The organism is Actinoplanes italicus, from assembly GCF_003001815.1.
GTDB lineage: Bacteria > Actinomycetota > Actinomycetes > Mycobacteriales > Micromonosporaceae > Actinoplanes > Actinoplanes italicus.
The window spans coordinates 775105-800551 of record NZ_PVMZ01000002.1 but is presented as its reverse complement, the minus strand read 5'-3'; the positions used below and the strand labels follow the sequence as shown (position 1 = coordinate 800551).

At 69.6% G+C, this 25447-nt stretch carries 31 protein-coding genes; 8 read left to right on the top strand and 23 right to left on the bottom strand.

Annotated features, from left to right (window positions below):
* The coding region (locus CLV67_RS07655; protein ID WP_146169004.1) for an MBL fold metallo-hydrolase at nucleotides 1-587 on the bottom strand (587 nt) is incomplete at its 3' end.
* Between the two features lie 123 nt (nucleotides 588-710).
* Between CLV67_RS07655 and CLV67_RS07650 the strand changes: the two genes are divergently transcribed.
* Entirely contained in the window at nucleotides 711-950 is a 240-nt protein-coding gene (locus tag CLV67_RS07650; RefSeq protein ID WP_106316414.1) for a DUF2631 domain-containing protein, read from the top strand.
* Nucleotides 951-1073: 123 nt separating this feature from the next.
* On the opposite strand, the gene CLV67_RS07645 is transcribed toward CLV67_RS07650, so the two are convergent.
* The 7 genes from CLV67_RS07645 to rpsB all read right to left on the bottom strand — a co-directional run bounded on the left by CLV67_RS07645 (nucleotide 1074) and on the right by rpsB (nucleotide 8109).
* Nucleotides 1074-2324: a DivIVA domain-containing protein gene (locus CLV67_RS07645; protein WP_106316413.1), complete on the bottom strand. Its 1251-nt coding sequence runs from the start codon at nucleotides 2322-2324 to the stop codon at nucleotides 1074-1076.
* 37 nt (nucleotides 2325-2361) lie between these two features.
* A complete protein-coding gene (gene rlmN, locus CLV67_RS07640; RefSeq protein ID WP_106316412.1) occupies nucleotides 2362-3540 on the bottom strand; it encodes a dual-specificity RNA methyltransferase RlmN in 1179 nt (392 codons plus the stop codon).
* 43 nt (nucleotides 3541-3583) lie between these two features.
* On the bottom strand, nucleotides 3584-4630 hold the full coding sequence (locus CLV67_RS07635; protein ID WP_106316411.1) for a phosphatidate cytidylyltransferase: 1047 nt from the start codon (nucleotides 4628-4630) through the stop codon (nucleotides 3584-3586).
* Nucleotides 4631-4885: 255 nt separating this feature from the next.
* Nucleotides 4886-5443: a ribosome recycling factor gene (gene frr, locus CLV67_RS07630; RefSeq protein WP_106316410.1), complete on the bottom strand. Its 558-nt coding sequence runs from the start codon at nucleotides 5441-5443 to the stop codon at nucleotides 4886-4888.
* A gap of 62 nt (nucleotides 5444-5505) precedes the next feature.
* Entirely contained in the window at nucleotides 5506-6216 is a 711-nt protein-coding gene (gene pyrH / locus CLV67_RS07625; protein WP_239165980.1) for a UMP kinase, read from the bottom strand.
* A 160-nt stretch (nucleotides 6217-6376) separates the two neighbouring features.
* Complete coding sequence (tsf, locus tag CLV67_RS07620) at nucleotides 6377-7207, bottom strand: translation elongation factor Ts (RefSeq protein ID WP_106316408.1); 831 nt, start codon at nucleotides 7205-7207, stop codon at nucleotides 6377-6379.
* A 29-nt stretch (nucleotides 7208-7236) separates the two neighbouring features.
* Nucleotides 7237-8109, bottom strand: a complete 873-nt coding sequence (gene rpsB, locus CLV67_RS07615) for a 30S ribosomal protein S2 (protein ID WP_106316407.1) — start codon at nucleotides 8107-8109, stop codon at nucleotides 7237-7239.
* A 339-nt stretch (nucleotides 8110-8448) separates the two neighbouring features.
* On the opposite strand from rpsB, the gene CLV67_RS07610 reads away from it, so the two are divergent.
* From CLV67_RS07610 to CLV67_RS07600, 3 genes are all read left to right on the top strand, one after another.
* Complete coding sequence (locus tag CLV67_RS07610) at nucleotides 8449-8808, top strand: YraN family protein (protein ID WP_106316406.1); 360 nt, start codon at nucleotides 8449-8451, stop codon at nucleotides 8806-8808.
* Nucleotides 8808-10343: a YifB family Mg chelatase-like AAA ATPase gene (locus tag CLV67_RS07605; protein ID WP_106316405.1), complete on the top strand. Its 1536-nt coding sequence runs from the start codon at nucleotides 8808-8810 to the stop codon at nucleotides 10341-10343. The genes CLV67_RS07610 and CLV67_RS07605 overlap by 1 nt, the downstream gene beginning before the upstream one ends.
* A 188-nt stretch (nucleotides 10344-10531) precedes the next feature.
* Nucleotides 10532-11791, top strand: a complete 1260-nt coding sequence (locus CLV67_RS07600) for a DNA-processing protein DprA (protein WP_106316404.1) — start codon at nucleotides 10532-10534, stop codon at nucleotides 11789-11791.
* A 135-nt stretch (nucleotides 11792-11926) separates the two neighbouring features.
* Here the strand turns inward: CLV67_RS07600 and CLV67_RS07595 are convergent, their stop codons facing one another.
* Nucleotides 11927-12112 (bottom strand): AlpA family phage regulatory protein, encoded by a 186-nt coding sequence (locus tag CLV67_RS07595; protein WP_052164533.1) that lies wholly within the window; start codon nucleotides 12110-12112, stop codon nucleotides 11927-11929.
* Nucleotides 12113-12648: 536 nt separating this feature from the next.
* Between CLV67_RS07595 and CLV67_RS07590 the strand changes: the two genes are divergently transcribed.
* On the top strand, nucleotides 12649-12906 hold the full coding sequence (locus CLV67_RS07590; protein WP_239165975.1) for a hypothetical protein: 258 nt from the start codon (nucleotides 12649-12651) through the stop codon (nucleotides 12904-12906).
* Between the two features lie 364 nt (nucleotides 12907-13270).
* Complete coding sequence (locus CLV67_RS07585) at nucleotides 13271-13675, top strand: winged helix-turn-helix domain-containing protein (RefSeq protein WP_106316402.1); 405 nt, start codon at nucleotides 13271-13273, stop codon at nucleotides 13673-13675.
* Nucleotides 13676-13845: 170 nt separating this feature from the next.
* On the opposite strand, the gene CLV67_RS07580 is transcribed toward CLV67_RS07585, so the two are convergent.
* Nucleotides 13846-14307 (bottom strand): pyridoxamine 5'-phosphate oxidase family protein, encoded by a 462-nt coding sequence (locus tag CLV67_RS07580; protein WP_106316401.1) that lies wholly within the window; start codon nucleotides 14305-14307, stop codon nucleotides 13846-13848.
* 86 nt (nucleotides 14308-14393) lie between these two features.
* On the opposite strand from CLV67_RS07580, the gene CLV67_RS07575 reads away from it, so the two are divergent.
* Nucleotides 14394-15446, top strand: a complete 1053-nt coding sequence (locus CLV67_RS07575) for a tyrosine recombinase XerC (protein ID WP_106316400.1) — start codon at nucleotides 14394-14396, stop codon at nucleotides 15444-15446.
* A gap of 38 nt (nucleotides 15447-15484) precedes the next feature.
* Nucleotides 15485-16666, top strand: a complete 1182-nt coding sequence (locus CLV67_RS07570) for an aminotransferase class V-fold PLP-dependent enzyme (protein WP_106316399.1) — start codon at nucleotides 15485-15487, stop codon at nucleotides 16664-16666.
* On the opposite strand, the gene CLV67_RS07565 is transcribed toward CLV67_RS07570, so the two are convergent.
* From CLV67_RS07565 to proS, 13 genes are all read right to left on the bottom strand, one after another.
* Nucleotides 16594-17133 carry a murein hydrolase activator EnvC family protein gene (locus tag CLV67_RS07565; RefSeq protein WP_106316398.1) on the bottom strand — a complete coding sequence of 180 codons (540 nt, stop codon included), beginning with the start codon at nucleotides 17131-17133 and terminating at the stop codon, nucleotides 16594-16596. The genes CLV67_RS07570 and CLV67_RS07565 overlap by 73 nt on opposite strands.
* A 72-nt stretch (nucleotides 17134-17205) precedes the next feature.
* Entirely contained in the window at nucleotides 17206-17529 is a 324-nt protein-coding gene (locus CLV67_RS07560; protein ID WP_020517955.1) for a DUF2469 domain-containing protein, read from the bottom strand.
* Entirely contained in the window at nucleotides 17526-18365 is an 840-nt protein-coding gene (locus CLV67_RS07555; protein ID WP_106316397.1) for a ribonuclease HII, read from the bottom strand. The genes CLV67_RS07560 and CLV67_RS07555 overlap by 4 nt, the downstream gene beginning before the upstream one ends.
* A gap of 1 nt (nucleotide 18366) precedes the next feature.
* Nucleotides 18367-18840 (bottom strand): NUDIX hydrolase, encoded by a 474-nt coding sequence (locus CLV67_RS07550; protein ID WP_239165976.1) that lies wholly within the window; start codon nucleotides 18838-18840, stop codon nucleotides 18367-18369.
* Between the two features lie 25 nt (nucleotides 18841-18865).
* Entirely contained in the window at nucleotides 18866-19525 is a 660-nt protein-coding gene (gene lepB / locus CLV67_RS07545) for a signal peptidase I (protein ID WP_106316396.1), read from the bottom strand.
* Nucleotides 19522-20358: a signal peptidase I gene (gene lepB / locus CLV67_RS07540; protein WP_373873116.1), complete on the bottom strand. Its 837-nt coding sequence runs from the start codon at nucleotides 20356-20358 to the stop codon at nucleotides 19522-19524. The genes lepB (CLV67_RS07545) and lepB (CLV67_RS07540) overlap by 4 nt, the downstream gene beginning before the upstream one ends.
* Nucleotides 20359-20584: 226 nt before the next feature.
* The gene (rplS, locus tag CLV67_RS07535) at nucleotides 20585-20941 is read right to left on the bottom strand and encodes a 50S ribosomal protein L19 (RefSeq protein ID WP_106316394.1); all 357 of its coding nucleotides are present in this window, start codon (nucleotides 20939-20941) and stop codon (nucleotides 20585-20587) included.
* A gap of 124 nt (nucleotides 20942-21065) precedes the next feature.
* On the bottom strand, nucleotides 21066-21830 hold the full coding sequence (gene trmD, locus CLV67_RS07530) for a tRNA (guanosine(37)-N1)-methyltransferase TrmD (protein ID WP_106316393.1): 765 nt from the start codon (nucleotides 21828-21830) through the stop codon (nucleotides 21066-21068).
* Between the two features lie 10 nt (nucleotides 21831-21840).
* Entirely contained in the window at nucleotides 21841-22419 is a 579-nt protein-coding gene (rimM, locus tag CLV67_RS07525; RefSeq protein WP_203736857.1) for a ribosome maturation factor RimM, read from the bottom strand.
* A gap of 6 nt (nucleotides 22420-22425) precedes the next feature.
* The gene (locus CLV67_RS07520) at nucleotides 22426-22683 is read right to left on the bottom strand and encodes an RNA-binding protein (protein ID WP_014447131.1); all 258 of its coding nucleotides are present in this window, start codon (nucleotides 22681-22683) and stop codon (nucleotides 22426-22428) included.
* A complete protein-coding gene (gene rpsP / locus CLV67_RS07515; protein ID WP_106316391.1) occupies nucleotides 22661-23179 on the bottom strand; it encodes a 30S ribosomal protein S16 in 519 nt (172 codons plus the stop codon). The genes CLV67_RS07520 and rpsP overlap by 23 nt, the downstream gene beginning before the upstream one ends.
* 133 nt (nucleotides 23180-23312) lie before the next feature.
* A complete protein-coding gene (locus CLV67_RS07510; RefSeq protein ID WP_106316390.1) occupies nucleotides 23313-23993 on the bottom strand; it encodes a ribonuclease FAU-1 family protein in 681 nt (226 codons plus the stop codon).
* Nucleotides 23994-23995: 2 nt separating this feature from the next.
* Nucleotides 23996-25402, bottom strand: coding sequence for a proline--tRNA ligase (proS, locus tag CLV67_RS07505; RefSeq protein ID WP_106316389.1), 1407 nt, complete (start codon nucleotides 25400-25402; stop codon nucleotides 23996-23998).
* Between the last annotated feature and the right edge of the window lie 45 nt (nucleotides 25403-25447).

Here is a 25447-nt window from a genome sequence, read left to right as displayed (position 1 = left end):
TTCTGCTTGCCGAACGCGGTCTTCGCGTTCTCCGGCAGCTCGTAGACCATCGGATACCAGATGGCGCCGGAGAACTGCAGCATGTGCGCGTGCACGTGGCCCAGCTCGTTGAACCGGGTCAGATCGGCGGGGCGGGCGTCGTTCTGGTTCAGCACGCGGATGCCGTCGTACTCGACCCAGAGCGACGAGTCACCGATCGGGCCGTCGGTCGGGCTGATCAGCGCCTGGATCATGACCTTCAGGCCGCCGTCGAGCTCGTGCACCTCGTCCGACTTCGTCCGCAGGAAGCTCGTGAAGCCCAGCGCGCGCAGCTCGTCCTCCAGCTGGGAGGTCGGATACTCCGGCAGAAGGACGGTCGCCTTCTTGCTGATGAACCTCTTCAGGTGCTCCGCGTCGAAGTGGTCCCGGTGCAGGTGTGAGACGTACAGGTAGTCGACGTCACCCAGCGTCTCCCAGTCCAGCAGGGAGTTGTCCGGAAAGGGGAACCACGACGCGAAGTACGCCGGGTTCACCCACGGATCGCACAGAATGCTGCCGGCAGCGGTGTCGATCCGCATGCTCGCATGGCCGGTGCCCGTGATCCGCACTTGATCGCTCCTCTGCTAACTCCGTTTGACCGCATCGAAACTACAGCCGGGTTGCCGGGTTCCGCCCGTCGGCCCCGTGACAGACTGTTCGACGATTCACCATTCGACTAGGAGGTCGCCACCGTGGCTGCGGAAGAACACCACGAGGAGGTCTACGCGCCCGACCAGCTGAAGCCCGGCAACCGCAAGCGGGCTCAGAAGGGCGCGATCATCTCGGCCGCGATTCTGCTGCTCTTCTTCTGGGGCAACCAGCAGGGCAACACCGAGAAGGTGTGGCTCGTCGTGATCGCGGTCGGCCTGGTCGCCGTCATCATCGGCGACGCGGTGCTGCGCCGCAGTGGTCTGCGCCCCAACGACCAGTAACCCGGTCTCAGCAAAAGAGGGGGCCGGCGGCCCCCTCTTTTCGCATGCTGATCACCGGCGGCTTTCGCCACCCGGCCACCGGCGGCTTTCGCCACCTGATCACCGGCGGCGTTCGCCACCCGGTCATCGGCGACGAAGCAGGATGTCCTTCACCTCGCGCAGCGCGGCGTCGACCTCGGCCTCGAAGTAGCCGTTCGGCACCAGGCCGAACTGGAGCATGTCGAGGTCGTTCTCGTTCACCGGCATCGGCCCGCGGCCAGTCATCGCCTGCAGGATGCCCTCGAAGAGCCGGTCCACCTGCGACGGATCGTAACCGCTGCCGAACCGGCGCGGCTGGAACGTCCGGCGGAGCTGGTCGACCCGGTAGAGCTCGCCACCCGGCTCGCCCAGCGGCGGGCCGAGCTGCGGCTGCTGTTGTTGCTGCTGCTGGCCGTAGCCGCCACCGCCGCCGTAGGGCGGGCCGCTCATCGGCGCACCCGGCATCGGCGAGCCCGGCATGGCCATCGGCGAGCCCGGCATCGGGGCGCCCGGCATCTGCTGGCCGTAACCGCCACGCGGGTCCCGGTCGGGCATACGGATCTCGGCGGTCATGTCCGCCTTACCGTGCCGGCCGGCCTCGAAGCCGTCGTAACCGCCCTGGTCGTAGCCACTCGGGTCATAGCCGGGCTGCTGGGTGGGGCGCTGCGGCAATTGCGGGGGCTGCTGCTGGCCGTAGCCGGTCGGCTCGTCGTAGCGGCCGTACGGGTCCGGGCCCGGCGGCAGCTGCTGCGGCTGACGCTGCGGGATCTGGGGCGGCATCATCCGGTCGTCGCGCATCGGGGCCTGGAGCCGCTCGGTCGGCGGCGACGCCATCCGTGCCGCGGGGTTCATCCCACCCGGCATGCCCTGCGGCTGGCCGGGGTAGCCCTGCGGCTGACCCGGGTAACCCTGCGGCTGCTGAGGCTGGCCCGGCATGCCACCCGGACCGCCGGGGCCGCCCGGGCCTCCCTGTCCGAAGCCGCCGCGGTCGAAGCCGCCACGGTCGAAGCCCTGTCCGCCGCCCTGGCCCATAGCAGGTGGCCCGGAGGCCGGGGTCGCGGTGAGGCCGCTGCGCATCGAGTCGCGCATCGGGTCCGGTGCGGGACGCCCGCCCCGCTCCTCGAACTCGGCGAGCTGCCGCTCGACCCGGTCGAGGTGCAGGTCGACCTGCCACTCGTCGTAGCCGCCGAACCGCACCCGGAAGACGACGTCGTGCACCTCCTGCGCGCCGACCGGCGGGCCGACCTGCTCGCCGGCCAGGGTCGCCTCGACCCGGTCCAGGAAAGCGTCGACCTCATCGACCTTGTAGCCACGCCGCAGCGCACGCCTTCGGAAACGCTGCCCCTGACTCGTCACAACGTCTCCCACTCCGCTCGCTGGGACCTGAGCCCAGTCACTGTGCCACCTCCGCGTCGGCTGCGGCGCCCCCTGCGCTCGCGTCCGTCAGCTCACCCGCGGCCAGCTGGCCGCACGCGCCGTCGATCTCCCGCCCCCGGGTATCGCGTACCGTCGTCGAAACGCCGGCCTCCTGCAACCGGCGGACGAACTCGCGCTCGACCGGTTTCGGGCTCGCATCCCACTTACTGCCCGGCGTCGGGTTCAGCGGGATGAGATTCACATGGGCCAGCTTGCCTTTCAGAAGACGGCCGAGCAGGTCGGCACGCCAGGGCTGATCGTTTACGTCCCTGATCAGGGCGTATTCGATGGAAACCCGACGGCCGGTCTGAGCCGCGTAATCAAACGCGGCATCGAGCACCTCGGCCACCTTCCAACGCTGGTTGACGGGCACAAGCTCATCGCGCAGATCATCATCGGGGGCATGAAGTGACAGCGCAAGAGTCACTGAGAGCTGTTCAGCGATCAACCGGCGCATAGCGGGCACCAAACCCACCGTGGACACCGTGATGTGCCGTTGCGAGAGCCCCAGACCCTCCGGGGCCGGGCTCGTCAGCCGCCGGACCGCCTCGATGACCCGTGGATAGTTCGCCAGCGGCTCGCCCATCCCCATGAACACCACGCGCGACAGGCGCGGCGGCGAACCGGTCACCGCACCGGACGCGGCCACCCCTGCCAGGTAGACCACCTGATCGACGATCTCGGCCACCGACAGGTTGCGGGTCAGGCCCTGCTGGCCGGTCGCGCAGAACGGGCACGCCATGCCGCAACCGGCCTGGCTCGAGACACAGGCCGTCACCCGGTCGGGGTAACCCATCAGGACGCTCTCCACGAGCGCGCCGTCGTGCAGCCGCCACAGTGTCTTGCGGGTCGCCCCGTCGTCGCACGCCTGCTCCCGGATCGGGGTGAGCAGCGTGGGCAGCAGGTCGGCGGTGAGCTTGTCGCGGGAGCCGGCCGGGAGGTCGGTCATCGCGGCGGCGTCGCGCACGAGGCGGCCGAAGTAGTGGGTGGAGAGCTGCTTGGCGCGGAACGCCGGCTCACCCAGACTCGCGACGGCGCTCTTGCGTCCGGCGAGGTCGAGGTCGGCGAGATGGCGCGGGGGCATGCTGGGACGGCGGCGGGTCTTCACCGCGTCGGGTTGATCGGGACTGATCGGGATGACCGGAAGAATCGTCATGGCGTATCCAGTCTCCCACGTCCGCCGAGTCGGTCGCCCACAGCTAGCTCGCGGTGATGATCGAGAAGAGCAGGTAGGCGGTCGGGACGGCGAACAGGATCGAGTCCAGCCGGTCCATCAGGCCGCCGTGCCCGGGCAGCAGATTGCTCATGTCCTTGACCCTCAGATCGCGCTTGAGCATCGACTCGGCCAGATCGCCGAGGACCGCCACCACCGAGATGACCGCACCGAACAGCAGGCCCCAGTAGACCGGGACGTCCAACAGGAAGAAGAGCAGGGCGCCGCTGCCGATCGCGGCGGCCGCCACCGACCCGGCGAAGCCCTCCCACGACTTCTTGGGACTGATCCTCGGAGCCATCGGGTGCTTGCCGAGGAAGACCCCCGCCGCGTAGCCACCCGTGTCGGAGAGGATCACGGCGACCAGAGTGCAGATCACCCGCAGGTGGCCGTCGTCGGAGTCCATCTGCACCAGCAGCGCCGCGAAGCTGAGCAGGAACGGCCCGTAGGCGGCGATCAGCAGGCTCGGTGTGAAGTCGCGCCGGACCGCGGCCGGGCCGTCGGCCAGCCGCCACAGGGCCGCGGCACCGACCGTGACGAACAGGCCCAGGATCAGCGCGTCGACGCCCTCGAACCAGGCCAGGCCGGTCATCAGCACCCCGCCGGCGATCAGCGGGATGAGCGGCGGGCGGGCGCCGGTGGTCGACAGTGCGCGGGCCATCTCCCACGCGCCGACACCGGACGCCGCGACCAGGACGGCGAGCAGTGCGATCGGCTGGATCAGCAACGAGGCGAGGACGATCAGGCCCAGGCTCACGCCGACCGCGATGGCGGCGGGCAGGTTGCGGCCCGCGCGACCGCCACCCTGCGGCTTGCGACCACGACCGGCCCGGCGACGGCCCCTGGCACCGCCCTTGCCCGGCTCCGCGTCCGGAGCGTCCGGCTCGGTCATCGAAGCCGTTCCGGGGAACGCACGGACGGCCTCGCTGTGCCGGAGAGCGGCATGGGGTTCCTCTGACTCATGGGCGAACGGCGCCGGCACGCTGGTGTCGTCGCCGGGGATCTGCCGGGCACGGGGATCGACGTAGGACATCAGGCCTCGGGCACGGTGCCGGGCGGTGTGGCCGCCGAACGCGATGACAAAGCCGAACCCCTACCTGCCGGAATCTCCACTCGTGCCCCGCGGCGGCTGTCGCGCCCACGGGGAGCCGAGCAGAGCGTACTGCAAAGGTGACGTCTGAACAGCTGTCGAGGTGGCGGGCAATTTAACCACCCGTGAACCAGTACTGGCCGGACAGAGGAGAAGCCCGGTCCCTGAAGGTGAGGGGTCCCGGGCTTCCGACGATGCTCAGACCTCGAGGAGCTCGGCTTCCTTGTGCTTGACGAGCTCGTCGATGACGGCGACGTATCGGTGCGTCACGTCGTCGAGCTCCTTCTCGGCGCGACGGCCGTCGTCCTCACCGGTCTCGCCGTCCTTGACCAGCTTGTCGAGCTGGTCCTTGGCCTTGCGGCGCACGTTGCGGATCGCAACACGGCCGTCCTCGGCCTTGCCCCGGGCCACCTTGATCATCTCGCGGCGGCGTTCCTCGGTCATCTGCGGGAGGTGGATGCGCAGCTGCGTACCCTCGTTGTTGGGGTTGACTCCCAGGTCCGAGTCACGGATAGCCCGCTCGATCGGGCCCAGCTGGGACGCGTCGTAGGGCTTCACGATGACCATGCGCGGCTCCGGGACGCCGACGGAGGCCATCTGCGTCACCGGCGTGGGCGCGCCGTAGTAGTCGACCAGGATCTTGGAGAACATCGCGGGAGTAGCCCGGCCGGTCCGGATGGCGGCGAACTCCTCCTTGGCGTGCTCGACCGCGCTCTCCATCTTCTCCTCGGCCTCGAAGAGGGTTTCCTCGATCACCGGCTCTTCTCGCCTCCTTGCTGTCTTCGGTGGTGCGGGATGTGGGGACGTGGGACGCGACTTCAGTCGGCGGTGATCAGGGTGCCGATCCGCTCGCCGGCGCACGCACGCACGATGGTGTCGTCGCCCTCCGCGCCGAAGATCAGCATCGGCAGCTTGTTCTCCTGACAGAGGCTGAAGGCGGCCTGGTCGGCGACCCGCAGCCCGCGCAGGAGGACCTCCTGGAAGGTGATGGATTCCAGCTTGCTGGCGGTCGGGTCGACCCGCGGGTCGGCGGTGTAGACGCCGTCCACACCGTTCTTGCTCATCAGCACCATGTCCGCGCGGATCTCGAGCGCGCGCTGGGCGGTGACGGTGTCGGTGGAGAAATACGGCATCCCGGCGCCAGCGCCGAAGATGACGACACGGCCCTTCTCCAGGTGCCGGATGGCACGCAGCGGGAGGTAGGGCTCGGCGACCTGGGCCATCGTGATGGCGGTCTGCACGCGGGTCTCGATGCCCTCCTTCTCCAGGAAGTCCTGGAGCGCCAGGCAGTTCATCACCGTGCCGAGCATGCCCATGTAGTCGGCCCGGTTGCGGTCCATCCCGCGTTTCTGCAGCTCGGCGCCACGGAAGAAGTTGCCGCCGCCGACCACGACCGCGACCTGGATGCCGCGGCGCGTGACCGTGGCGATCTGCTTGGCCAGTGACTGCACCACATCGGGCTCGACCCCGACGTCGCCGCCACCGAAGACCTCGCCGGACAGTTTGAGGACGACCCGCCGTGGCCGCATGGTCGGCGGGTTCTGATCGTCAACCGTGGCGGACTGCTCGGTCACCATCGTCATGAGACCCGCCTTTCCCTTTTCCATCTGCTAAGAGACCTTATGCGACCGGGAGGCCGGGCGCTCAATCGCGTACCCGACCTCCCGACGCATTGCTTTCGGTACTGCCTTACTCCTGGCCGACCTCGAACCGGACGAACCGGGTGATCTCGATTCCAGCCTCGGCGGCGATCTGCTTGACCGTCTTCTTGTTGTCGACGACCGAAGCCTGCTCCAGCAGGACGAAGTCCTTGAAGAAGGAGTTCACGCGACCTTCGATGATCTTGGGCAGAGCCTGCTCGGGCTTGCCCTCCTCACGAGCGGTCTGCTCGGCGACACGGCGCTCGGTCTCGACGACCTCGGCCGGCACCTCCTCACGGCTGAGGAACTTCGGCCGCATCGCGGTGATCTGCATGCCGATGCCGCGGGCGTCCGAGTCGGCCGCCTCGTCGTTCTTGCCGGAGTACTGCACCAGGACGCCGACCTGCGGCGGCAGGTCCTGCGCCTTGCGGTGCAGGTAGACCGCGACGGTGCCGTCGACGATCGTGAAGCGGTTCACGACGATCTTCTCGCCGATCTTCGCGGCGTACTCCTCGACGGTGTCGGCGACGGTCTTGCCGTCCTCGAGCGTCGCGGCGAGCAGCGCGGCGGCGTCGGCGACCTTGTTCTGCTCGCCGAACTCGACCAGGCGCTGGCCCAGGGCCACGAAGTCGGGGGTCTTGGCGACGAAGTCGGTCTCGCAGTTCAGCTCGAGCAGCGCGCTGCCGGAGTGGCTGACGATGCCGTTGGCGGCGGTACGGCCGGCCCGCTTGCCGACGTCCTTGGCACCCTTGATGCGCAGGAACTCGACGGCCTTCTCGAAGTCGCCCTCGGACTCCTCGAGCGCCTTCTTGCAGTCCATCATGCCGGCACCGGTGAGGTCGCGGAGCTTCTTGACGTCCGCGGCGGTGTAGTTAGCCATGACTCTTCTCTCGATGTCAGTCGGTCGACTTACTCAGCGGCGACAGCGGCAGGAGCAGCAGCGGCAGCGGGAGCAGCAGCAGCGGCAGCCGGCTCCTCGGCCTTCTTCTCGGCGCCCTCGTAGAGGTCGCGCTCCCACTCGGGCAGCGGCTCACCGGCGGCGACGGTACCGGCCTCGGGCTTCTCGTCGGCGTTGCCGCCACGGCCACGGCCGGAGCGGGCGATCAGACCATCGGCGACGGCGGCCGCGATGACCTTGGTCAGCAGCTCGGCGGAACGGATCGCGTCGTCGTTGCCCGGGATCGGGAAGTCGACCTCGTCCGGGTCACAGTTGGTGTCCAGCACCGCGATGACCGGGATGTTGAGCTTCCGGGCCTCGTCGACCGCGATGTGCTCCTTCTTGGTGTCCACGACCCAGATCGCCGACGGCGTCTTGGTCATGTCACGCAGACCACCGAGGGTCTTGGTGAGCTTGGTCTTCTCGCGGAAGAGCTGGAGGGTCTCCTTCTTGGTGTAACCCGCGGCGGTGCCGGTCAGGTCACCCAGGGCCTCGAGCTCCTTCATGCGCTGAAGACGCTTGTACACCGTCTGGAAGTTGGTCAGCATGCCACCGAGCCAGCGGTGGTTGACGTACGGCTGGCCGACCCGCGTCGCCTGCTCGGCGATGGCCTCCTGGGCCTGCTTCTTGGTACCGACGAAGAGGATGTGGCCACCCTCGGCGACGGTGTCACGCACGAAGCTGTACGCCTTCTCGATGTAGTCGAGGGTCTGGCGCAGGTCGATGATGTAGATACCGTTGCGCTCGGTGAAGATGAAGCGCTTCATCTTCGGGTTCCACCGCCGGGTCTGGTGCCCGAAGTGGACACCGCTCTCCAGCAGCTGGCGCATGGTCACTACGGCCATGGTTGTTACTCCCTGATCTTCCCCGGTTGTCACACTCGTCGGCGACGAGCGTCCTGGCGCCTTGTCGGCGGCCACGGTCGGACCCGATGACGATCGGGACCAGGGAGGGCCGCCGCCGAGGTCCGCTTACGCTGGGTGACCAGGAAGCGGGCGTTCGGAGGGCACGCGAGGTCGACCGCCTGGGCGGTCGCCGTTGACAAGCATACGCCAAGCCACCGGGCGCTCCGGTTCGCCCTCACGTCTAGCACGTCCCGGCCTGTGCGACACCTTCGTCCACACCGCCGCGAAATCCACAGGGCGTCGCGCGCCGTGACCGGATTCCTGTGAACGTCGCACGCCATGACGACTCAGCGACGGGCGATCGGCGCCTACGGCGAGCGGCTGGCCGCCCGGTATCTGCAGGAGATCGGTCTCACACTGCTGCAACGCAACTGGCGCTGCTCCGAGGGTGAGATCGACCTCATCCTGCGCGACGGCGACGGCCTGGTCTTCTGCGAGGTGAAGACCCGGCGCACGGCGACCTTCGGCCCACCGGCGGCGGCCGTCGATCACCGGAAGGTGCGCCGGTTACGGCAGCTGGCCTCCAGGTGGCTTTCCGAGTCGGGGGTACGCGCGGAACACATCCGTTTCGACGTGATGGAGGTCCTGCCGCAACGCCGCGGCGCCACCCGTCTGGTCCACATCCGGGGCGCGTTCTGATGAGCTACGCACGGGTGCTCTGCGCCGGGCTCGTCGGCGTCGCCGGCCACGTGGTGGAGGTGGAGGCCGACCTCTCCAACGGCCTGCCCACCCTGGTGCTCACCGGGCTGCCGGACACCTCGCTCAACGAGGCCCGCGACCGGGTGCGCGCCGCGATCGTGAACTCCGGCCACGACTGGCCCCAGCGGCGGATCACCGTGAACCTGCTGCCCGCGGCCCTGCCGAAGCACGGCAGCGGATTCGATCTTCCGGTCGCCGCCGCGGTGCTCGTCGGAGCCGGTTCCCTACCACCGGAACGGCTCGGCGGGGTGGCGCTGATCGGCGAACTCGGCCTCGACGGGACGGTCCGGCCGGTGCGAGGTGTGCTGCCGATGGTCGCCGCGGCGGCGCGGGCCGGAGTCGGCCGGGTGATCGTGCCGCTGGGCAACGCGTGCGAGGCCACCGTCGTCCCCGGGGTGACGGTGCGTGCCGTGGACACACTGCACCGGCTCATCGAGTACGCCCGGGGTGCCGGCACACTCCTGGACCCTCCGGCCGTACCGCCGGCACCTCTGCCGCCGGGTCCGGACCTGGCCGATCTCGCCGGGCAGGAGACCGGGCGGTACGCCTTGGAGATCGCCGCGGCCGGTGGGCACCATCTGGCCCTGTTCGGCCCGCCCGGCGCCGGCAAGACGATGCTCGCCGAGCGGCTGCCGACCATCCTCCCCGAGCTCGACGACGACGCTGCCCTCGAAGTGACAGCGCTGCAGTCGATCGCCGGGATCCTGCCACCGGACGGGCGGCTCGTCCGCAGGCCGCCGTTCCAGGCCCCGCATCACAGCTCCACCCTCGCCGCCCTGGTCGGCGGCGGTTCCGGGCTGATCCGGCCGGGCGCGCTCTCGCTGGCCCACCGCGGAGTCCTGTTCCTCGACGAGGTGCCCGAGATGGGCCGGGCCACCTTGCAGGCACTGCGGCAACCGCTGGAGAGCGGACGGGTCGTCCTGTCCCGGGCCCGCGGGACCGTCGAGTACCCGGCACGGGCCCAGCTCGTGGTTGCCGCCAACCCCTGCCCGTGCGCCTCACCGGCAGGAGATCAGGCCTGCCGGTGCGGGCCCACCGTGCGACGGCGTTACCTCGGCCGGCTCTCCGGGCCGCTGCTCGACCGCATCGACATGCGGGTCAACCTGCTCCCGGTCCGCGCGGCGCAGCTCCTGGTCGACTCCGAACCGGCCGAGCCGTCGGCGACCGTCGCGGCACGGGTCGCCCGGGCGCGGGCCGCGGCGGCCGAGAGGTGGGCGCCGGGCGGATGGCGGACCAACGCGGAGGTGCCGGGGCCGACCCTGCGGCGGGCGCCGTGGCGGCTGCCGGGCCGGGACACCGCGGTGCTGCACAGTGCGCTCGATCGAGGCGTCCTGTCGGCGCGTGGCTATGACCGGTGCCTGCGATTGGCCTGGACCGTGGCGGATCTCGACGGCCGTTCGCGCCCGTCGGAGGGCGACGTCTGCGAGGCCTATCAGCTGCGGATGGGGGAGGCCAATGTCCGCGGCTCCCGGTGACTGCCTTCTGGCGTACCCGTTCCGTCCGCTCCTTCCACCCTGTCTCGTCCGTCTCCCGTTCCTCCGGCGTCTCCGCCGACCGGCCCGCTCAGCTCCGCCACCCTCCACCCGTCTTCTTTCCGGGGCCTTCTCTGATCGGAGAATCTCGTGAACCTCTCAGTGCTGGACCGGCCCGGGCGAGGACCGCGATGAGCGGTGCTGAGGACCGCGCCGCCCGGGCGGCGCTCACCTGGCTGGCGGAGCCCGGCAACCGTGCGGTCTGGACGCTGGTCGAGGAGACCGGCGCACCGGCCGCCCTGGAGCTGCTGCTCAGTGGTGACGTCCCGGACAACCGCCTGCGCGGCGCGGTCTCCGCACGGCTCGCGGCCGGTGATCCACGCCGGATGGCCGAGATCGCGCTGCGCCGAGCGGAGCGTCTCGGCGCCCGTCTGGTCGTGCCCTCGGACGAGGAATGGCCACGCCGGGTCACCGACCTGGCCGGGCTGGAACTGGATACCGCCGGCCGGATCAACTTCGACATCCGGCCGCCGCTGTGCTTCTGGGTCCGCGGGGCGTGGCCGCTCGGCGAGGCACTGGAACGTTCGGTCGCGATCGTCGGCGCGCGGGCCGCCACCGGTTACGGAGTGAACGTCACCAGCGAGATGGCGTACGCGATCGGCCGCGACGGGTGGACGGTGCTCTCCGGAGGAGCGTTCGGTATCGACGCGGCGGCCCACCGAGGGGCGCTCGCCGCGGGTGGCCCGACCGTGGCGGTGCTGGCGTGCGGTGTCGATCGCCCGTACCCGATCGGGAACTCGGCGATGTTCGAGCAGATCATCGAGACCGGGCTGCTGATCAGCGAATGGCCGATCGGCGCCGAGCCACTGCGGCACCGGTTCCTGATCCGGAACCGGGTGATCGCCGCGAGCACCGCGGGCACGGTCGTCGTCGAAGCGGCCGCGCGCAGCGGCGCGACACAGACGATGAGCAGGGTGCTGGCGCTGGGACGGCCCGCGATGGTGGTACCCGGACCTGTGACGTCGGCGATGTCCGTCGGATGCCACGAGATCCTGCGGAGCAACCCGTTCGCGCGGGTGGTCACCTCGGCTGCCGAGGTGCTGGAGGAGATCGGCCACATCGGTGAATACCTCGCCGAACCGCCACGCGGGCCGCAGCGCCGGCACGATCACCTCGACGAGGAGACCGCGCTCGTACTCGAGGCCCTCCCCCGGAAGGGATCGGTCACGCCGGAGCAGTTGGCTGCCGAGGCACGGCTGCACCTCCGGACCGTCCTGCGGCGCCTGTCACTGCTGGAGGTGGCGGGCCTGGTTACGCGTACGGCCGAGGGCGTCTCGCTCGTTCCCCGGCAGGTCCCGCCGGACCCGCCCGCGGAGAGGCGGACTTCTGCCGTACCCGAGCGGTCATCGCCTGTCTCCGGGCAGACTTCATCGGTATCCGAGCAGGACTAAAGGCCGCGATGCCGACTGATCGGACAATCCGCATCAGTTTGCGGGCATGACTGTGACCGGCCCGTCGTGAGCCGGCCGCCGCACGAACGGCGACCGGCTCAGGGCCGGCTTCGGTCACCGCCGTGACCGGACGGATCAGTCCTCTGACTCGTCCAGGTCCCGGCGATGAACCTTCATCCATGCCTCGACGTCCTCGGTCAGCCATACCTTGCCTTGCGCAAGATCGGCCACAGGCTTCGGAAAATCGGCACGGCTCGTGATCTGGTACGCCCGCTGTCGGCTTACTCCGCCCAGACGGATGCGGATTTCGTGCGCCCCCATGAGGCGGATCGGCTTCACTCCCACATGATCGACCGTAGGCGTGAGACTATTAGTCCCTTACAAAGTTGTTAGAAGACAGCTAGTCCGTGGTCAACTAAGGTGGTCCTATGACTAGAAGGCGACGGACTAGCGATCCGGTTCCCCACCACCCGAACCATCGGCGCGATTGGCGGACCCTCTGGCGCAGGTGCATCTGCGGGCTTCCGGCCCCCTGCATCGACCGTTTCCCACCATCGCCTCCGCCGCCCTACCCACGCCGCACCTACATCGCCCCCGAGCAGCGGATACAGGGCAGTGGCGGGCTCTACCGATCGCGGGCCGCCGGCCCCGGCGCGGGCGTCGCACCGGATTCCGGCAGCACCGAGATCCCCGCCCGCACCGCACATCCGGACTCGAACGTGGGCCGCGCCGGCCGCCTCACGCCGGCCCAGGAACACCGGGCGAATGAGGGAGCGCGGCAGCCGTCCCAGCGACGGCACCGCAATCACTGACATTTCGTCACCCGACCGGCCGACCCACTGACGGGGGAATTTTCTTTGTCCACGGCACCGGAACACGAGCACCTGCACGACCGTCCTCATTGGCGATGCCGGGTCTGCGGGCATCCGTGGCCCTGTACCGACGCCCGGGCGACCCTTCTCGATGAGTACCGCGCCTATCCGTCCCTGCTGAAGATCTACCTGTCCGCCCAGATGTACGACGCTCTCGACGACTTCACCGTGGGCGGCCACTCCCCGCCGCTGGACCTGTACGAGCGTTTCCTCTCCTGGATCAGGGACCACCCGTCGACCTGAACGGCTGCCCACCCTCCACCCGTCCTCGCCGGCCGCAGCCGGACCGGGTGCCTCTCGCCGTCCCCAGTCCTTCCGTCACTGCGATACCGGAGGAACCGTCTCGCGGAACGGGCCCAGCGCTGAGCCAAGCTGTTCTCGCGTCGTACCTGACCGAGGAACCGTGCCGCAGGCAGTTGTGCCGCGCCGGACTCCTCCGCGGCCTGCGGCGGCTCGTGCCACGGCATGCCCATCTCCGCAGCCACCGCTCCGGACAGGTCACGTGGGCCGTCAGCGGCCCGCCTGCCACTGGGGCGGCGGTCCGGGGCTGGCATGTAGGAATGTCGTTACAACATGACAGGACGCCGGGGCACGTAAAATAATTACTATGATCGATCCTTCGGCGGACCGTGCGGTGTTCCGCCAGTTGGCTGACCTGCTACGCGGGCAGATCGAGAGCGGCGAGCTCGCGCCGGGCGACCCGCTGCCCAGCGAGTTGCGACTGGGCGAGGATCACCACATCAGCCGGACCACGGTGCGGCAGGCCATCGCGCAGCTCCGCAGCGAGGGCCTGGTCACCGTGGACAGGCCGCGCGGGACGTTCGTCCGTGTCTCGGAACCGGTCGAGGTCGTCGTGCTCAGCAGTGGTGAACGGGCGGGCGCGCGCATGCCCACCGATACGGAACGCCGGAGGTTCAACCTGCGTGAAGGCGTTCCCGTCCTGGTGGTGACCGCGCCGGACGGCACACAGACCGCCTACCCCGCGGATCGATACCAGCTCGCCCTCCCCTGACCCCCGAGGCGCCGCCCTATCAGCGTTGCGCGGCACCTCGGCAACCATCTGAGAGCTCTCCCAGCGCTGCGGCCAGACCCGGCTCCCCGCGCCCGGATGGCCTGAAAGCTGTCCCATCGCTGCGGCCGGACGCGCGTCCCGGCACCGGGTGGGAAGGCGAACCGGTCCGGTCAGGTCCGGGTTCGGCGGCGGTAGCCTCGGCCCGCGTGCCAGGACTCGATCACCAGATGGTCGGCGGGGGTGCCGACATATGTCAGGGCAACCTCGTCGATGTCGATGCGGAAGAAGGCCGCGTCCGCGTGTGGGGTGTCGGGTGGGAGCGGCATCTCGACCGCCCGGCCGGACAGCTTGGCATCGCCAGGGCCGCTCGCCGGGTCGTCGGCGGGTGGCTCCAGAGTGGGGCTGTGCATCGCGATGCGTGGGTCGCGGCGGAGATCCAGCAGTTTCACCGCGCCGGGCATCGAGCCGAGGGTGAGCTCGCCGTCGGTGAACTGCGCCTCGGTCGCGCTGATCCGGGGTGAGCCGTCCCGGCGCAGCGTGGCGATCGTCTTGTTGGTGCCCGCCTCGAAGAGTGCCCGCACACGGGCCGCGAACTCCGGGGCGTCCTTCTCGATTTCCTCCCAGCGTGCCATGCCGACGACGTTAGACCCCGGGTATGACAGAAACGCCGCGTCCGGAGCTTGACCGGACGCCCGGTGGGGATGGACGGTCTGGGGCGATGGGGATTCGGGAACTGCACGAGCGGCTGCCGGCGGCCCTCCGGGCGGCGGTGGACGACTTCGGCCGCCACCTCGCCGGGGTCGAGGGACGGTCGGAGCACACGGTCCGGGCCTATGTCGGGGATGTCGTGTCGCTTCTCGACCATGCCGCCTACGAGGGCCGGGTGACCGTCGCCGAGCTGGACATCATGGTTCTGCGCGGGTGGCTCGCGGCGCGGATGGGATCGGGTGCGGCCAGGTCCTCGCAGGCGCGGCGGGCCGCGGCGGCACGGGCCTTCACCGGCTGGGCACACCGGACCGGGCTCTCGGCGGAAGATCCGGGAGCGCAGCTGGCCAGCCCGCGCGCGCATCGAAGCCTGCCCACGGTGCTCCGCGCCGACCAGGCCGCCGAGCTGATGGAGTCGGCCGGCCGTCCCGCCGACGCCGCCGGCGTGGAAAGAACAGGTGTCCCGGACAACGACAGAACGCCCGGCACCGCGACGGAGGAGGAGACAGCGAACGAAGACAGAACGTTCGTTCTGGGTAGGGAGGACACGCCGACCGGCAACGCGCTGGCCCTCCGCGACCGAGCGGTACTGGAACTCCTCTACGCCACAGGAATCCGCGTAAGTGAGCTCTGCTCCCTGAACCGGGCCGACATAGACCACGCACGCCAGGTAGTACGAGTCTTCGGCAAGGGTGCCAAGGAGCGTGCCGTCCCCTTCGGCCACCCCGCCGAGCGGGCGCTCGAGACCTGGCTGCGCCGAGGTCGACCGGAGCTGGTGGCCCGCCCCAGCCGGGACGCGCTGTTCCTGGGTGTCAAGGGCGGTCGCCTGCAGCCGACGGTGGTCCGGCGGATCGTGGCGAACGCGGCGCGGGCCGCGGGGCTGCCGCACACCAGCCCGCACGACCTGCGGCACTCGGCGGCCACCCATCTGCTGGACGGGGGCGCGGATCTGCGAGCCGTGCAGGAGCTGCTGGGGCACAGTTCGCTGGCGAGCACCCAGATCTACACGCACGTGTCGACGGAACGGCTCCGGGCGGCGTTCAATCAGGCGCATCCACGGGCCTGACATCGTACGATCCGAGGCATGAGCGCTGCGGAACACGCATGATCGATCCGCCCCGGCCGGTCCCGGGCGCCCGTCTGCTCTTCTCGCTGGACCCGTCGGTGTCCTATCTCAACCACGGCTCCTTCGGGGCGCTCCCGATCAGCGTGCAACGCGCCCAGCAGCGGCTCCGCGACGAGATGGAGGCCAATCCGCTGCGGTTCTACGGCACCGGGCTGATGGACCGGATCCTCCACAGCCGACGGCATCTGGCGACCTTCCTGGGCGCGGACCCGGACGGCAGCGCGCTGGTGCCGAACACGACGGCGGCGGTGTCGCTGGTGCTGCAGTCCATGCGGCTGGGGCCGGACGACGAGGTGCTGCTCAGCGATCACGCCTACGGTGCGGTGGCGATGGCGGTACGGCACCGGTGCCGGCAGACGGGGGCGAGCGCACGGACGGTGGCGGTGCCGCTGGGGCTGTCCGCGGCGCAGACGGTGGCACGGGTCCGGGCGGCGTTGCGGCCGGGTCGCACGCGGTTGCTCGTCATCGACCAGCTGGCGTCGGCCACTGCTTCGCTCTTTCCGGTACGCGAGATCGTCGCCGCCGCGGGGGAGCAGGACATCCCGGTGCTGGTCGACGCCGCGCACGTGCCGGGCATGCTGCCGGTGGACGTGTCGGTGATCGGTGCCGACTTCTGGGTCGGGAACCTGCACAAGTGGGGCTGGGCACCGCGCGGCACCGCCCTGCTGCACGTGGCCCCGGCCTGGCGGCGCCGGATCGAGCCGCTGGTGGTGTCGTGGGAGCACGAGCAGGGCTTCCCGCGGGCCGTCGAGTTCCAGGGCACGATCGACTACACCCCGTGGCTCGCGGCCCCGGCCGGGCTCTTTGCGCTGCGCACGCTCGGCCTGGAATTGGTCCGCGAGCACAACGAGGCGCTCGTCTCGTACGGCCAGAGGGTTGTCGGTGAGGCCCTCAACCTCGCGCCCGCCGACCTGCCGCATCCCGGCGGACCGGGGGTGGCGATGCGGGTGGTGCCGTTGCCGGGCGGGCTGGCGTCGACCTTTCCGGAGGCGCAGGCGTTGCGGCAGCACATCGCCGAGAAGCTGGCGGCGGAGGTGGCGGTGAACGCCTGGGGTGGCCGGGGTCTGCTCCGGTTGAGCGCGCAGGTCTACAACAGGCCGGAGGAGTACGACCTGCTGGCCGAGCGCCTGCCGCCACTGCTCGCGGCCTTCCGGAAGTAGGTCTGCAGCGGCAGCAGCCGCACCCGGCCGAGCCCCAGCAACGCCAGCGGGTCGAGGTAGACGTCGCCACGGCGGAGTCCCCAGTGCAGGCAGGCGGCCACGGGACAGCCGGGATGTCCGGCCTCGAGAGCACCGATCGGCCCGCCCGCGCTGACCCGGTCGCCGGTCCGCACGGTTGCGGTGACCGGCTCGTAGGTGGTGCGCAGCCCGCCCGCGTGCAGGATGCTGATCACGCCGCGCCCGGCCAGCGCCTGCGCGTAGACGACGACGCCGTCCCCGGCCGCCCGCACCCGCGCGCCCGGCGAGGATCCGAGATCGACACCGCGGTGTCCGGGCAGCCAGCGCTGGGGCGGCGGCTCGAAGCGGCGCAGCACCTGCGGTGGGGCGACCGGCCAGCGATATCGCGGCTCAGCGAGCGGCAGGGGAAGCAGAAGCAGCGGGATCAATACGGCGGCGAGAGCAGGCATGCCGCCGAGAGTGCCGGGCCGCGACCCGGTGGGCGACCGCCCCTGTGGACGACCGCGGATTGTGGATGGCCGTCAGCTGCCGAAGCCGGCGTCGTCGGGCAGGGAGATGTCGGGTTTCTCCAGCTCCTCGACGTTGACGTCCTTGAACGTCATGACGCGGACGTTCTTGACGAACCGGGCCGGTCGATACATGTCCCAGACCCAGGCGTCGTGCATCTCGACCTCGAAATACACCTCGCCGTCGGAGTTACGCACGTGCAGGTCGACCTGATTGGCCAGGTAGAACCGGCGCTCGGTCTCCACCACGTAGGAGAACTGGCGGACGATGTCGCGGTACTCCCGGTAGAGCTGCAGCTCCATCTCGGTCTCGTACTTCTCGAGATCCTCTGCGCTCATCGTTTCTCGCCCTCCATGGCACTATCTTCCCCCACCGACGGCAACGGCTGAGGCTGCTCGCCCGACGCCACGCCGACGGTACCCTCAGGCGCCTGCAGAATCAGCAGCGGCTCGGTAACGGATACATCGTCGAACAAAGACGGCGCCGGTGACGAGGCGGGTCGCCGGGCCCGTGGCGGACGGTTGCCGCGTCCCGAGGCGGCGGCGACGTTCACATACGAGAACCGGTGCTCGGAGCACGGTCCGTGGGTGGTGAGCGCGGTGCTGTGCTCCTCCGTGATGTAGCCCTTGTGCACCGCGAACCCGTAGGCGGGGAACTTCTCGTCCAGCTCGACCATGAGCCGGTCCCGGGTGACCTTGGCCAGGACGCTCGCCGCGGCGACGCAGGCCGCCACCCGGTCGCCCTTCCACACCGCGAGGCCGGGAACGCCCAGGCCGTCGACCGGGAAGCCGTCGGTCAGCACGTACTCCGGGCGGACGGTGAGCGACGCCAGTGCCCGGCGCATCGCTGCGAGGTTGCAGACGTGCAGGCCACGGGCATCGACCTCGGTCGGCGGGATGATCATCACGGACCAGGCCAGCGCCTTCGCGACCACCTGCTCGTAGACGCGCTCGCGGGCGGCGGGGGTCAGCAGTTTCGAGTCGGCCAGGCCGGGGATCTCGCCGCGCCGGCCCTCGGGCAGGATCGCGGCGGCCGCGACCAGCGGTCCGGCACAGGCTCCGCGCCCGGCCTCGTCGGCGCCGGCCACATGCCGGAAGCCACGGCGCTGCAACGCCTGCTCGAGGGCGTAGAGGCCGGCCTCGCGGCGGACGACGGTGCGTGGTGGGGCCAACATCTCAAGAACCTTCGGGTACGGCATCGACGGTGAGCCGCCGCAGCAGCGCGGCCAGGTCGACCGGGAAGATCTCCTCGCTGCTCGCCTCGATCTCGGCGGCCGACCACCATCGATGTTCGGTGATGGTGCGCCGTTCCTCCTCGTCCATCCCGGCCGTGTCGACCTGCCAGTCGGCCACCCGGAGCAGGTAGAAGTCCTGCTCCTGACGATAGTCGCGGCCGTCGTAGGTGAACTCGGTCACCTCGTGGCGGACGGGCTCGCCGAGCTCGGCAGGGGACGCCCGCAGGCCGGTCTCCTCGAGCAACTCGCGGCAGGCGGCCTCGACGGGCGTCTCGCCCTCGTCGAGCCCGCCGCCGGGGGTGAACCACCAGCGCAGCCCGGGCCGCCCCGGGTCGCCCCCGTGCAGCAGCAGAACGCGGCCGGCCAGATCGACCAGGAGAATCCGGCCGGCGCGACGGTCAATCACCTCGGTCACGGGACCAAGCCTATTGCGAAGGAATCTATTCGCCCGCGTCGGGGATGGAGTCGAACTCGTCCGGGACGGTGAGCCACGTCGCACGACCGACCGGCCAGAAGATCGTGAAGGCCCGGCCGACCACCGTGTCGATCGGGACGGTCGCCTCGTTGATCTTGCCCGCGTCGTCGGTGGCGGCACTGTCCCGGTAGTGCTGGAGCGAGTCACCGGAGGCCTGCCGGTGGTCGCCCATCACCCACAGGCGGCCCTCCGGGACGGTGATGTTGAAGTCGTGACTGGCGACCTGGTCGCGGGTGCCGTCGGACTCGACGTAGATGTACGGCTCGTCGAGGGACTTACCGTTGATCATCAGGCGGCGCTGGGTGTCGCAGCAGACGACGTTGTCGCCCGGCTGGCCGATGACGCGCTTGATGAAGTCGTCGCCCTCGTTGCCCGACTGCCAGACGCCCGGGGCCTTGAAGACGACGATCTCGCCCCGCCGCGGCTCACGGAAGTCGTAGACGAGCTTGTTGACCAGAACCCTGTCCCACAGCTCGAGGGTGTGCTGCATCGAGGGCGACGGGATGTAGAACGTCTGCAACACGAAGGCGCGCACAAGGATGGCGACGAGGATCGCCACCCCCAGCAAGATGGGTAGTTCACGCCAGAAAGAACCCTGGCGCTTCTCGGTCTGCTCGTCAATCACGCTCGGAGCCTACGTCGTCTGGCCCACAACGACATGCCGGAACGCGCGGATAAAAGCACTCCGAACAGAAGCGGGACCACGTTTGTGGCGGTAGCCGGACGTTCCTCCCGGACCGGGATGGGATGCGCGGCGGCCGCCGACGGGTACTGCTGGGCGAACTGCTTCCAGACGTCGGGCACATCCAGACCGGTGAAACGATCACTCGGCCAGACCACCACGAAGGCCCGGCCGATGATGTTCTCGATCGGCACTGTTCCCTGGCAGCGGGCGTCCTGCGAGACCGAACGGTGGTCGCCCATCACGAACATCTCGCCGGGCGGGACGGTGACCTCGGCGAATCTGCGACTGGTGCACTGGCCGGCGATCGGCGGCTGACTCAGGTCAGAGTTGAAACCCTCGGCGATGTATGGCTCGTCGATGCCGACGCCGTTGACGGTTATCCGTCCCTGCGCGTCGCAGCAGGCGACCTTGTCACCCGGAAGACCGATCACCCGTTTGATGAAGTCGCGCTCACCGGGGCGGCTGACTCCGACCAGGTCGCCGATGGTCCGGCCGAGCTTGGCGAGGAAGGTGTTGCTCACCGCCTCGGTCACCTCGGGCGCCCAGTCCTCGGTGCCGCGGAACACCACGATCTCGCCGCGCAGCGGGTCGCGCATGTCGTACACGACCTTGTTGACCAGCACCCGGTCCTTGATCTCCAGGGTGCTCTGCATCGACCCCGAGGGGATGTAGAAGGCCTGGACCAGAAACGTTCTGATCAGCACCGCCAGGCAGAACGCCACGATCAACAGCAACGGCAACTCCTGCCACAGCGGCATCTCCTTGCGCCTCATGACAGACCGCCGCCGTGCCGGCCGATAGCCTTCCATCGGATCCACGCTTCGCATCTCCCGCCGCCGACCAGGCCCCGGATACAGCACTACCGCCCGAGATTCCCGGCTAGGGGAAGTTACGAGCGGTAGGACTGGAAAGGTTCACCTACAGCGCGTCAGGCACTGGCGCAAGCGTAGTTCGCCCGCGCCGGTTCCTGACGCACCGACTGGATCAGAACCGAGTGGATCAGACGGTCTGCTTCTCCCGAAGCTCCTTGATCTTCGCCTTCTTGCCACGCAGCTCGCGGAGGTAGTAGAGCTTGGCGCGACGGACGTCACCGCGGGTGACGACCTCGACCTTGTCGATCGCCGGGCTGTTGAGCGGGTAGGTCCGCTCGACGCCGACACCGAAGCTGATCTTGCGGACCTTGAAGGTCTCCCGCAGGCCGCTGCCCTGGCGGGCGATCACGACGCCCTGGAAGACCTGGACACGGGACCGGTTACCTTCGACGACCCGTGCGTGCACCTTGACCGTGTCACCGGCCCGGAAGTCCGGAAGGTCGGTGCGCACCGACTGGGCGTCAAGAGCGTCCAGCGTGTTCATCGCTGCATCCTCGTACTCTGTGGCGCGCCGGGAGTTCGGCACGCGGATGGGTGATTCTGACCTTTCGTGACTTCAAAAGGCCCTCGTCCCGTTCCTGCGGCGCAGGACTGAGACGGCAACCTCCCTACTCTGCCACACGCGGAGCCGGGAGCTGTAATCCGGCCTCAGCAAGGGCTTTCCGGTCCTTGGAGTCGAGGTTCTCCGGCGGGTAGGCGGCATACATGTCGGGACGGCGGTCTGCGGTGCGCAGCAGGCTCTGCTCACGGCGCCAGCGGGCGATCCGGCCGTGATCACCCGATCGCAGGATGTCCGGCACCTCACGACCACGCCACGACTGCGGCTTGGTGTAGACCGGGGCCTCCAGCAGGCCGGCGGCGTGCGACTCCTCGGTCAGCGACTCGGCGTTGCCGAGCACCCCCGGCAGCAGGCGGGTGACCGCCTCCATGATCACGATCACCGCGACCTCGCCGCCGAACAGCACGTAGTCGCCGAGGGACACCTCGAGCACCGGCATCCGGTCCGCGGCGTCGTCGATCACCCGTTGGTCGATGCCCTCATAACGGCCACAGGCGAAGACCAGGTGGTCGAGGTCGGCGAGACGCGCGGCGTCGGCCTGGGTGAAGGGTTTCCCCACCGGCGACGGTACGACCAGAGTCGCACCCGGCGAGGCGACGGCGTCCAGGGCCTGCCCCCAGGGTTCCGGGCGCATCACCATGCCCGGCCCACCGCCGTACGGGCTGTCGTCCACCGTCCGATGCACGTCGTACGTCCAGGTACGCAGATCGTGCACGGTCAGGTCGAGTGTCCCGGTGGTCCGCGCCTTGCCGATCAGCGAGAGTTCGAGCGGCGCGAAGTAGTCCGGGAAGATCGAGATGATGTCGACCTTCACAGGAGAACCTTCACAGATCGAGGAGGCCTTCCGGGAGGTCGACGACGATCCGGCCGCCACGCAGGTCCACGATCGGGACCATCACGGTGACGAACGGGATCAGGGCGGTACCGCCGCCCTTCTTCGCGAGCACGATCAGATCCGACGACGGAGCGTGCTCGATCCGCTGGACCGTGCCGTGCTCGGTGCCGTCCGCGGACTCCACGCGCAGCCCGACGAGCTGGTGGTCGTGGAACTCCTCCGGGTCCTCCGGCGGTGCCAGGCCGGCGCTGTCCACCTGGAGAAAGACACCCTTCAACGCCTCGGCGACGTTGCGGTCGTGGATGCCCTCGAAGACGGCGATGCCGCGGCCCTGATGCCAGCGGATCGACTCGAGGACGAGCTCTTTCGGAACTTCGAACTTCTCAGACGCGGGGGGCTGAGCACCGGGAGCGGCCGCCGGGCCGGCGCTCACCCGGCGGTCCCTGGGGACCTCCGTGATGAACACCGACCCGGCGGTGAAGCGTTCCTCGGGCTCGTCGGTCCGCACGACCACCGTGACCTCGCCCCGGATGCCGTGCGGTTTACCGATCTGGCCGACGACGAGCAGCATCGATCAGTACGCGTCGACGATGTCGACCCGGATGCCACGACCGCCGATCGACCCGATCACCTGACGCAGGGCCTTGGCCGTACGACCGCCGCGCCCGATGACCGTTCCCAGGTCCTCCGGGTGCACACGGACCTCGAGCCGCTTGCCGCGACGCGAGTCGACCAGACGAACCCGGACGTCGTCCGGGTTGTCGACGATGCCCTTGACGAGGTGCTCCAGCGCGGGCCGGAGCGCCCCGTCAGCTCGCGTCGGCGCCGGCACCGGCGGGGTCCTGTGCAGTCTCGGCGACAGCCTCGCGGTTCGGCTCAGCCGGGTCGGCGGCCTTGGTGTCGGCCGGGCGGGCCTCGGCGACCTCCGGAGCGGCGGCCTTCTTGGCCGACTTGCTCTGGGTGGCCGGCTTGGTGGTCTCGGTCAGACCGGCGGCAGCCTTGGCCTCAGCCTCGTACACCTCGGCCTTGCTCTGCTTGCTCGGCGCGACCAGCAGCGGCGGCGGGGCCGGCAGACCCTTGAACTTCTGCCAGTCGCCGGTCTTCTCCAGGATGCGCTGCACCGGCTCGGACGGCTGGGCGCCGACGGACAGCCAGTACTGAACGCGCTCGGACTTCACCTCGATGACCGAGGGGTGTTCCTTCGGCTGGTAGATGCCGATGTACTCGATGGCGCGGCCGTCGCGCTTGGTGCGCGAGTCGGCGACGACGATGCGGTACTGCGGGTTGCGGATCTTGCCCATCCGCAGGAGCCGGATCTTAACGGCCACGGTTTATTCGCTCCTGATGACTGCGTGGTTGAGCCGAACGGAACCCACGTGGGGATTGCGGGACCGATGCCTCATGGACTGGCGTGGCGATCAGGGGTTAGAGGGCGCCTGACGCATGCCGGATACCAACAAGTCATTCTGCCAGACGAGCGGCCGTCTCTCCCAACCGGGCCACCACCGGCCGGTCCCAGCCGGACGGCAGCTCGGCGGGGGTGGGCCAGGACGGGTCGGGACGGAAATCCGTCCAGGTGCCGTCGAAGGGGAACTCCCCCGCCTCGACCCGCTCGATCAGCCGCCGGCCCTCGGCCCGGACAGCCGCCTCGTCGGGCACCCAGTACAGCTCCGGGAAGGCCAGACGCTCGGCGAAGTCGTCCTCGTCCTTCCAGCTCCAGGTGCGGTCGGCGGCGACCACGACGTCGAGGTCCTGGTCGATCACGTCGATCCCGGCGACGTCACCGTCGTCCCAGCGGACCGCGGACTCCTCCAGGTTCACGTACCACCCGGTGAACTCGCCCTCGTCGTCCCGGAAGAACCACACCGAGTGGTTCGCGCCGGGCGGGAAGAGCCGCAGCACGCCCGGGCCGCGCCACTGCGCGATCCGGAGCGCCCGCTCGGCCGCCATCCACTCCGGGAACGGCAGGTCCCGCGGGAAACGGCCGTCCAGCGTCGCCTCGACGGCGATCGTCGAGCCGCGGGCCACCCAGATGAGCAGCCCACGGTCGTCGTCCGAGATCACCCGGCCGGGATGCACGAAGGCGATCCGGCCGTGGTGGGTGTCGCGGTGCAGGATCAGGCGACCCGGTTGAAATCTCACGCTCAGTAGGAACGACCCAGGTAGGCGATCAGGTCCGGCTCCTCGTCCGACTCCGGCATCGAGCCGTCCTCGCGGGTCAGGCAGCGGACCGTGACGGCCTTGCCGTTCGCCTCCTTCTCGCCGGCCTCGCCGACCGCCGACCACGGGACCCGCGCCCAGCCGGTCTGCGACGCTTCGATCGCCTCGCCGAGCGTCTTCACGTCGACGGTGCGCTCCACCCGGAAAGCCAGGGCGTCGTCGAAGAGGCGCTGCTGATCGGCCTTGAGCGCGGCCACCACCGCGTTCGTCACCTCGGCCAGCGGGATCGGCGACTTGGTGCCGTCGACCCGGCGGGCCACCACGGCGTTGCCGTTCGCCAGATCGCGCGGGCCGACCTCGATCCGGATCGGGATGCCCTGCAGTTCCGCGTCGACCGCGCGACGGCCGAAGGGGATGTCCGCCCGGTCGTCGAGCTTCACCCGTACACCAGCGGCCTTGAGGTCTTTGAAGAGCTGGTCCGCCGCCTCGGCGACACCCTCGCCCGCCTTGACCACCATGATCTGGACCTGGATCGGCGCGAGCCGCGGCGGAAGCCGCAGGCCGTTGTCGTCGCCGTGCACCATGATCAGACCGCCGAGCATGCGGGTCGACGTGCCCCACGACGTGGTCCAGGCGTGCTCGACGGTGCGTTCCGCCGACGAGTAGGTGATGTCGAACGCCTTCGCGAAGTTCTGACCGAGCTCGTGCGAGGTGCCCATCTGCAGCGCCTTGCCGTCGCGCATCATGGCCTCGACGGTCATCGTGTTGGTGGCGCCGGCGAAGCGCTCGCCCTTGGTCTTGCGACCCGGCACCACCGGGATGGCCAGCATCTCCTCCATGAACGCCTGGTAGACGTTGTGGTGGATGTCACGGGCGTGCTCGCGGGCGTCGGCCTCGGTCGCGTGCGCGGTGTGGCCCTCCTGCCAGAGGAACTCGGTGGTCCGCAGGAAGGTGCGCGGGCGCAGCTCCCACCGGACCACGTTGGCCCACTGGTTGAGCAGCAGAGGCAGATCACGGTACGAATCGACCCACTTGGCCATGAACTCGCCGATCACCGTCTCGCTGGTGGGGCGCACGACCAGGGGCTCGGACAGCTCCTTGCCCCCGGCGTGGGTGACCACGGCCAGCTCCGGCGAGAAGCCCTCCACGTGGTCGGCCTCGCGGCGCAGATAGTTCTCCGGGATGAAGAGCGGGAAGTAGGCGTTCTGGACGCCCTGCTCCTTGATCCGGGCGTCCATGTCGGCCTGCATGCGCTCCCAGATGGCGTAGCCGACCGGCCGGATCACCATCGTGCCGCGCACCGGGCCGTTGTCGGCGAGCTGCGCCTTGGCGATGAGGTCCTGGTACCAGCGGGGGAAGTCCTCCGCACGGGGAGTGAGCACGCGAGCCATGAGGAAGCATCGTAGTCGCGTCCCGGGTGCAACCTGCCGGGTGGG

What these genes read in the sequence shown, in the direction of transcription:
- CLV67_RS07560 (WP_020517955.1), bottom strand. Translation starts at nt 17,529, where the DNA reads ATGAGCGCAGAGGATCTCGAGAAGTACGAGACCGAGATGGAGCTGCAG.
- CLV67_RS07565 (WP_106316398.1), bottom strand. Translation starts at nt 17,133, where the DNA reads ATGCCTGCTCTCGCCGCCGTATTGATCCCGCTGCTTCTGCTTCCCCTG.
- CLV67_RS07595 (WP_052164533.1), bottom strand. Translation starts at nt 12,112, where the DNA reads ATGGGGGCGCACGAAATCCGCATCCGTCTGGGCGGAGTAAGCCGACAG.
- CLV67_RS07600 (WP_106316404.1), top strand. Translation starts at nt 10,532, where the DNA reads ATGAGCGGTGCTGAGGACCGCGCCGCCCGGGCGGCGCTCACCTGGCTG.
- proS (WP_106316389.1), bottom strand. Translation starts at nt 25,402, where the DNA reads ATGGCTCGCGTGCTCACTCCCCGTGCGGAGGACTTCCCCCGCTGGTAC.
- CLV67_RS07570 (WP_106316399.1), top strand. Translation starts at nt 15,485, where the DNA reads ATGATCGATCCGCCCCGGCCGGTCCCGGGCGCCCGTCTGCTCTTCTCG.
- CLV67_RS07635 (WP_106316411.1), bottom strand. Translation starts at nt 4,630, where the DNA reads ATGTCCTACGTCGATCCCCGTGCCCGGCAGATCCCCGGCGACGACACC.
- lepB (WP_373873116.1), bottom strand. Translation starts at nt 20,358, where the DNA reads ATGAGGCGCAAGGAGATGCCGCTGTGGCAGGAGTTGCCGTTGCTGTTG.
- rlmN (WP_106316412.1), bottom strand. Translation starts at nt 3,540, where the DNA reads ATGACGATTCTTCCGGTCATCCCGATCAGTCCCGATCAACCCGACGCG.
- CLV67_RS07585 (WP_106316402.1), top strand. Translation starts at nt 13,271, where the DNA reads ATGATCGATCCTTCGGCGGACCGTGCGGTGTTCCGCCAGTTGGCTGAC.
- pyrH (WP_239165980.1), bottom strand. Translation starts at nt 6,216, where the DNA reads ATGCGGCCACGGCGGGTCGTCCTCAAACTGTCCGGCGAGGTCTTCGGT.
- CLV67_RS07605 (WP_106316405.1), top strand. Translation starts at nt 8,808, where the DNA reads ATGAGCTACGCACGGGTGCTCTGCGCCGGGCTCGTCGGCGTCGCCGGC.
- tsf (WP_106316408.1), bottom strand. Translation starts at nt 7,207, where the DNA reads ATGGCTAACTACACCGCCGCGGACGTCAAGAAGCTCCGCGACCTCACC.
- CLV67_RS07575 (WP_106316400.1), top strand. Translation starts at nt 14,394, where the DNA reads ATGGGGATTCGGGAACTGCACGAGCGGCTGCCGGCGGCCCTCCGGGCG.
- rplS (WP_106316394.1), bottom strand. Translation starts at nt 20,941, where the DNA reads ATGAACACGCTGGACGCTCTTGACGCCCAGTCGGTGCGCACCGACCTT.
- CLV67_RS07580 (WP_106316401.1), bottom strand. Translation starts at nt 14,307, where the DNA reads ATGGCACGCTGGGAGGAAATCGAGAAGGACGCCCCGGAGTTCGCGGCC.
- CLV67_RS07610 (WP_106316406.1), top strand. Translation starts at nt 8,449, where the DNA reads ATGACGACTCAGCGACGGGCGATCGGCGCCTACGGCGAGCGGCTGGCC.
- rpsB (WP_106316407.1), bottom strand. Translation starts at nt 8,109, where the DNA reads ATGGCCGTAGTGACCATGCGCCAGCTGCTGGAGAGCGGTGTCCACTTC.
- CLV67_RS07555 (WP_106316397.1), bottom strand. Translation starts at nt 18,365, where the DNA reads ATGTTGGCCCCACCACGCACCGTCGTCCGCCGCGAGGCCGGCCTCTAC.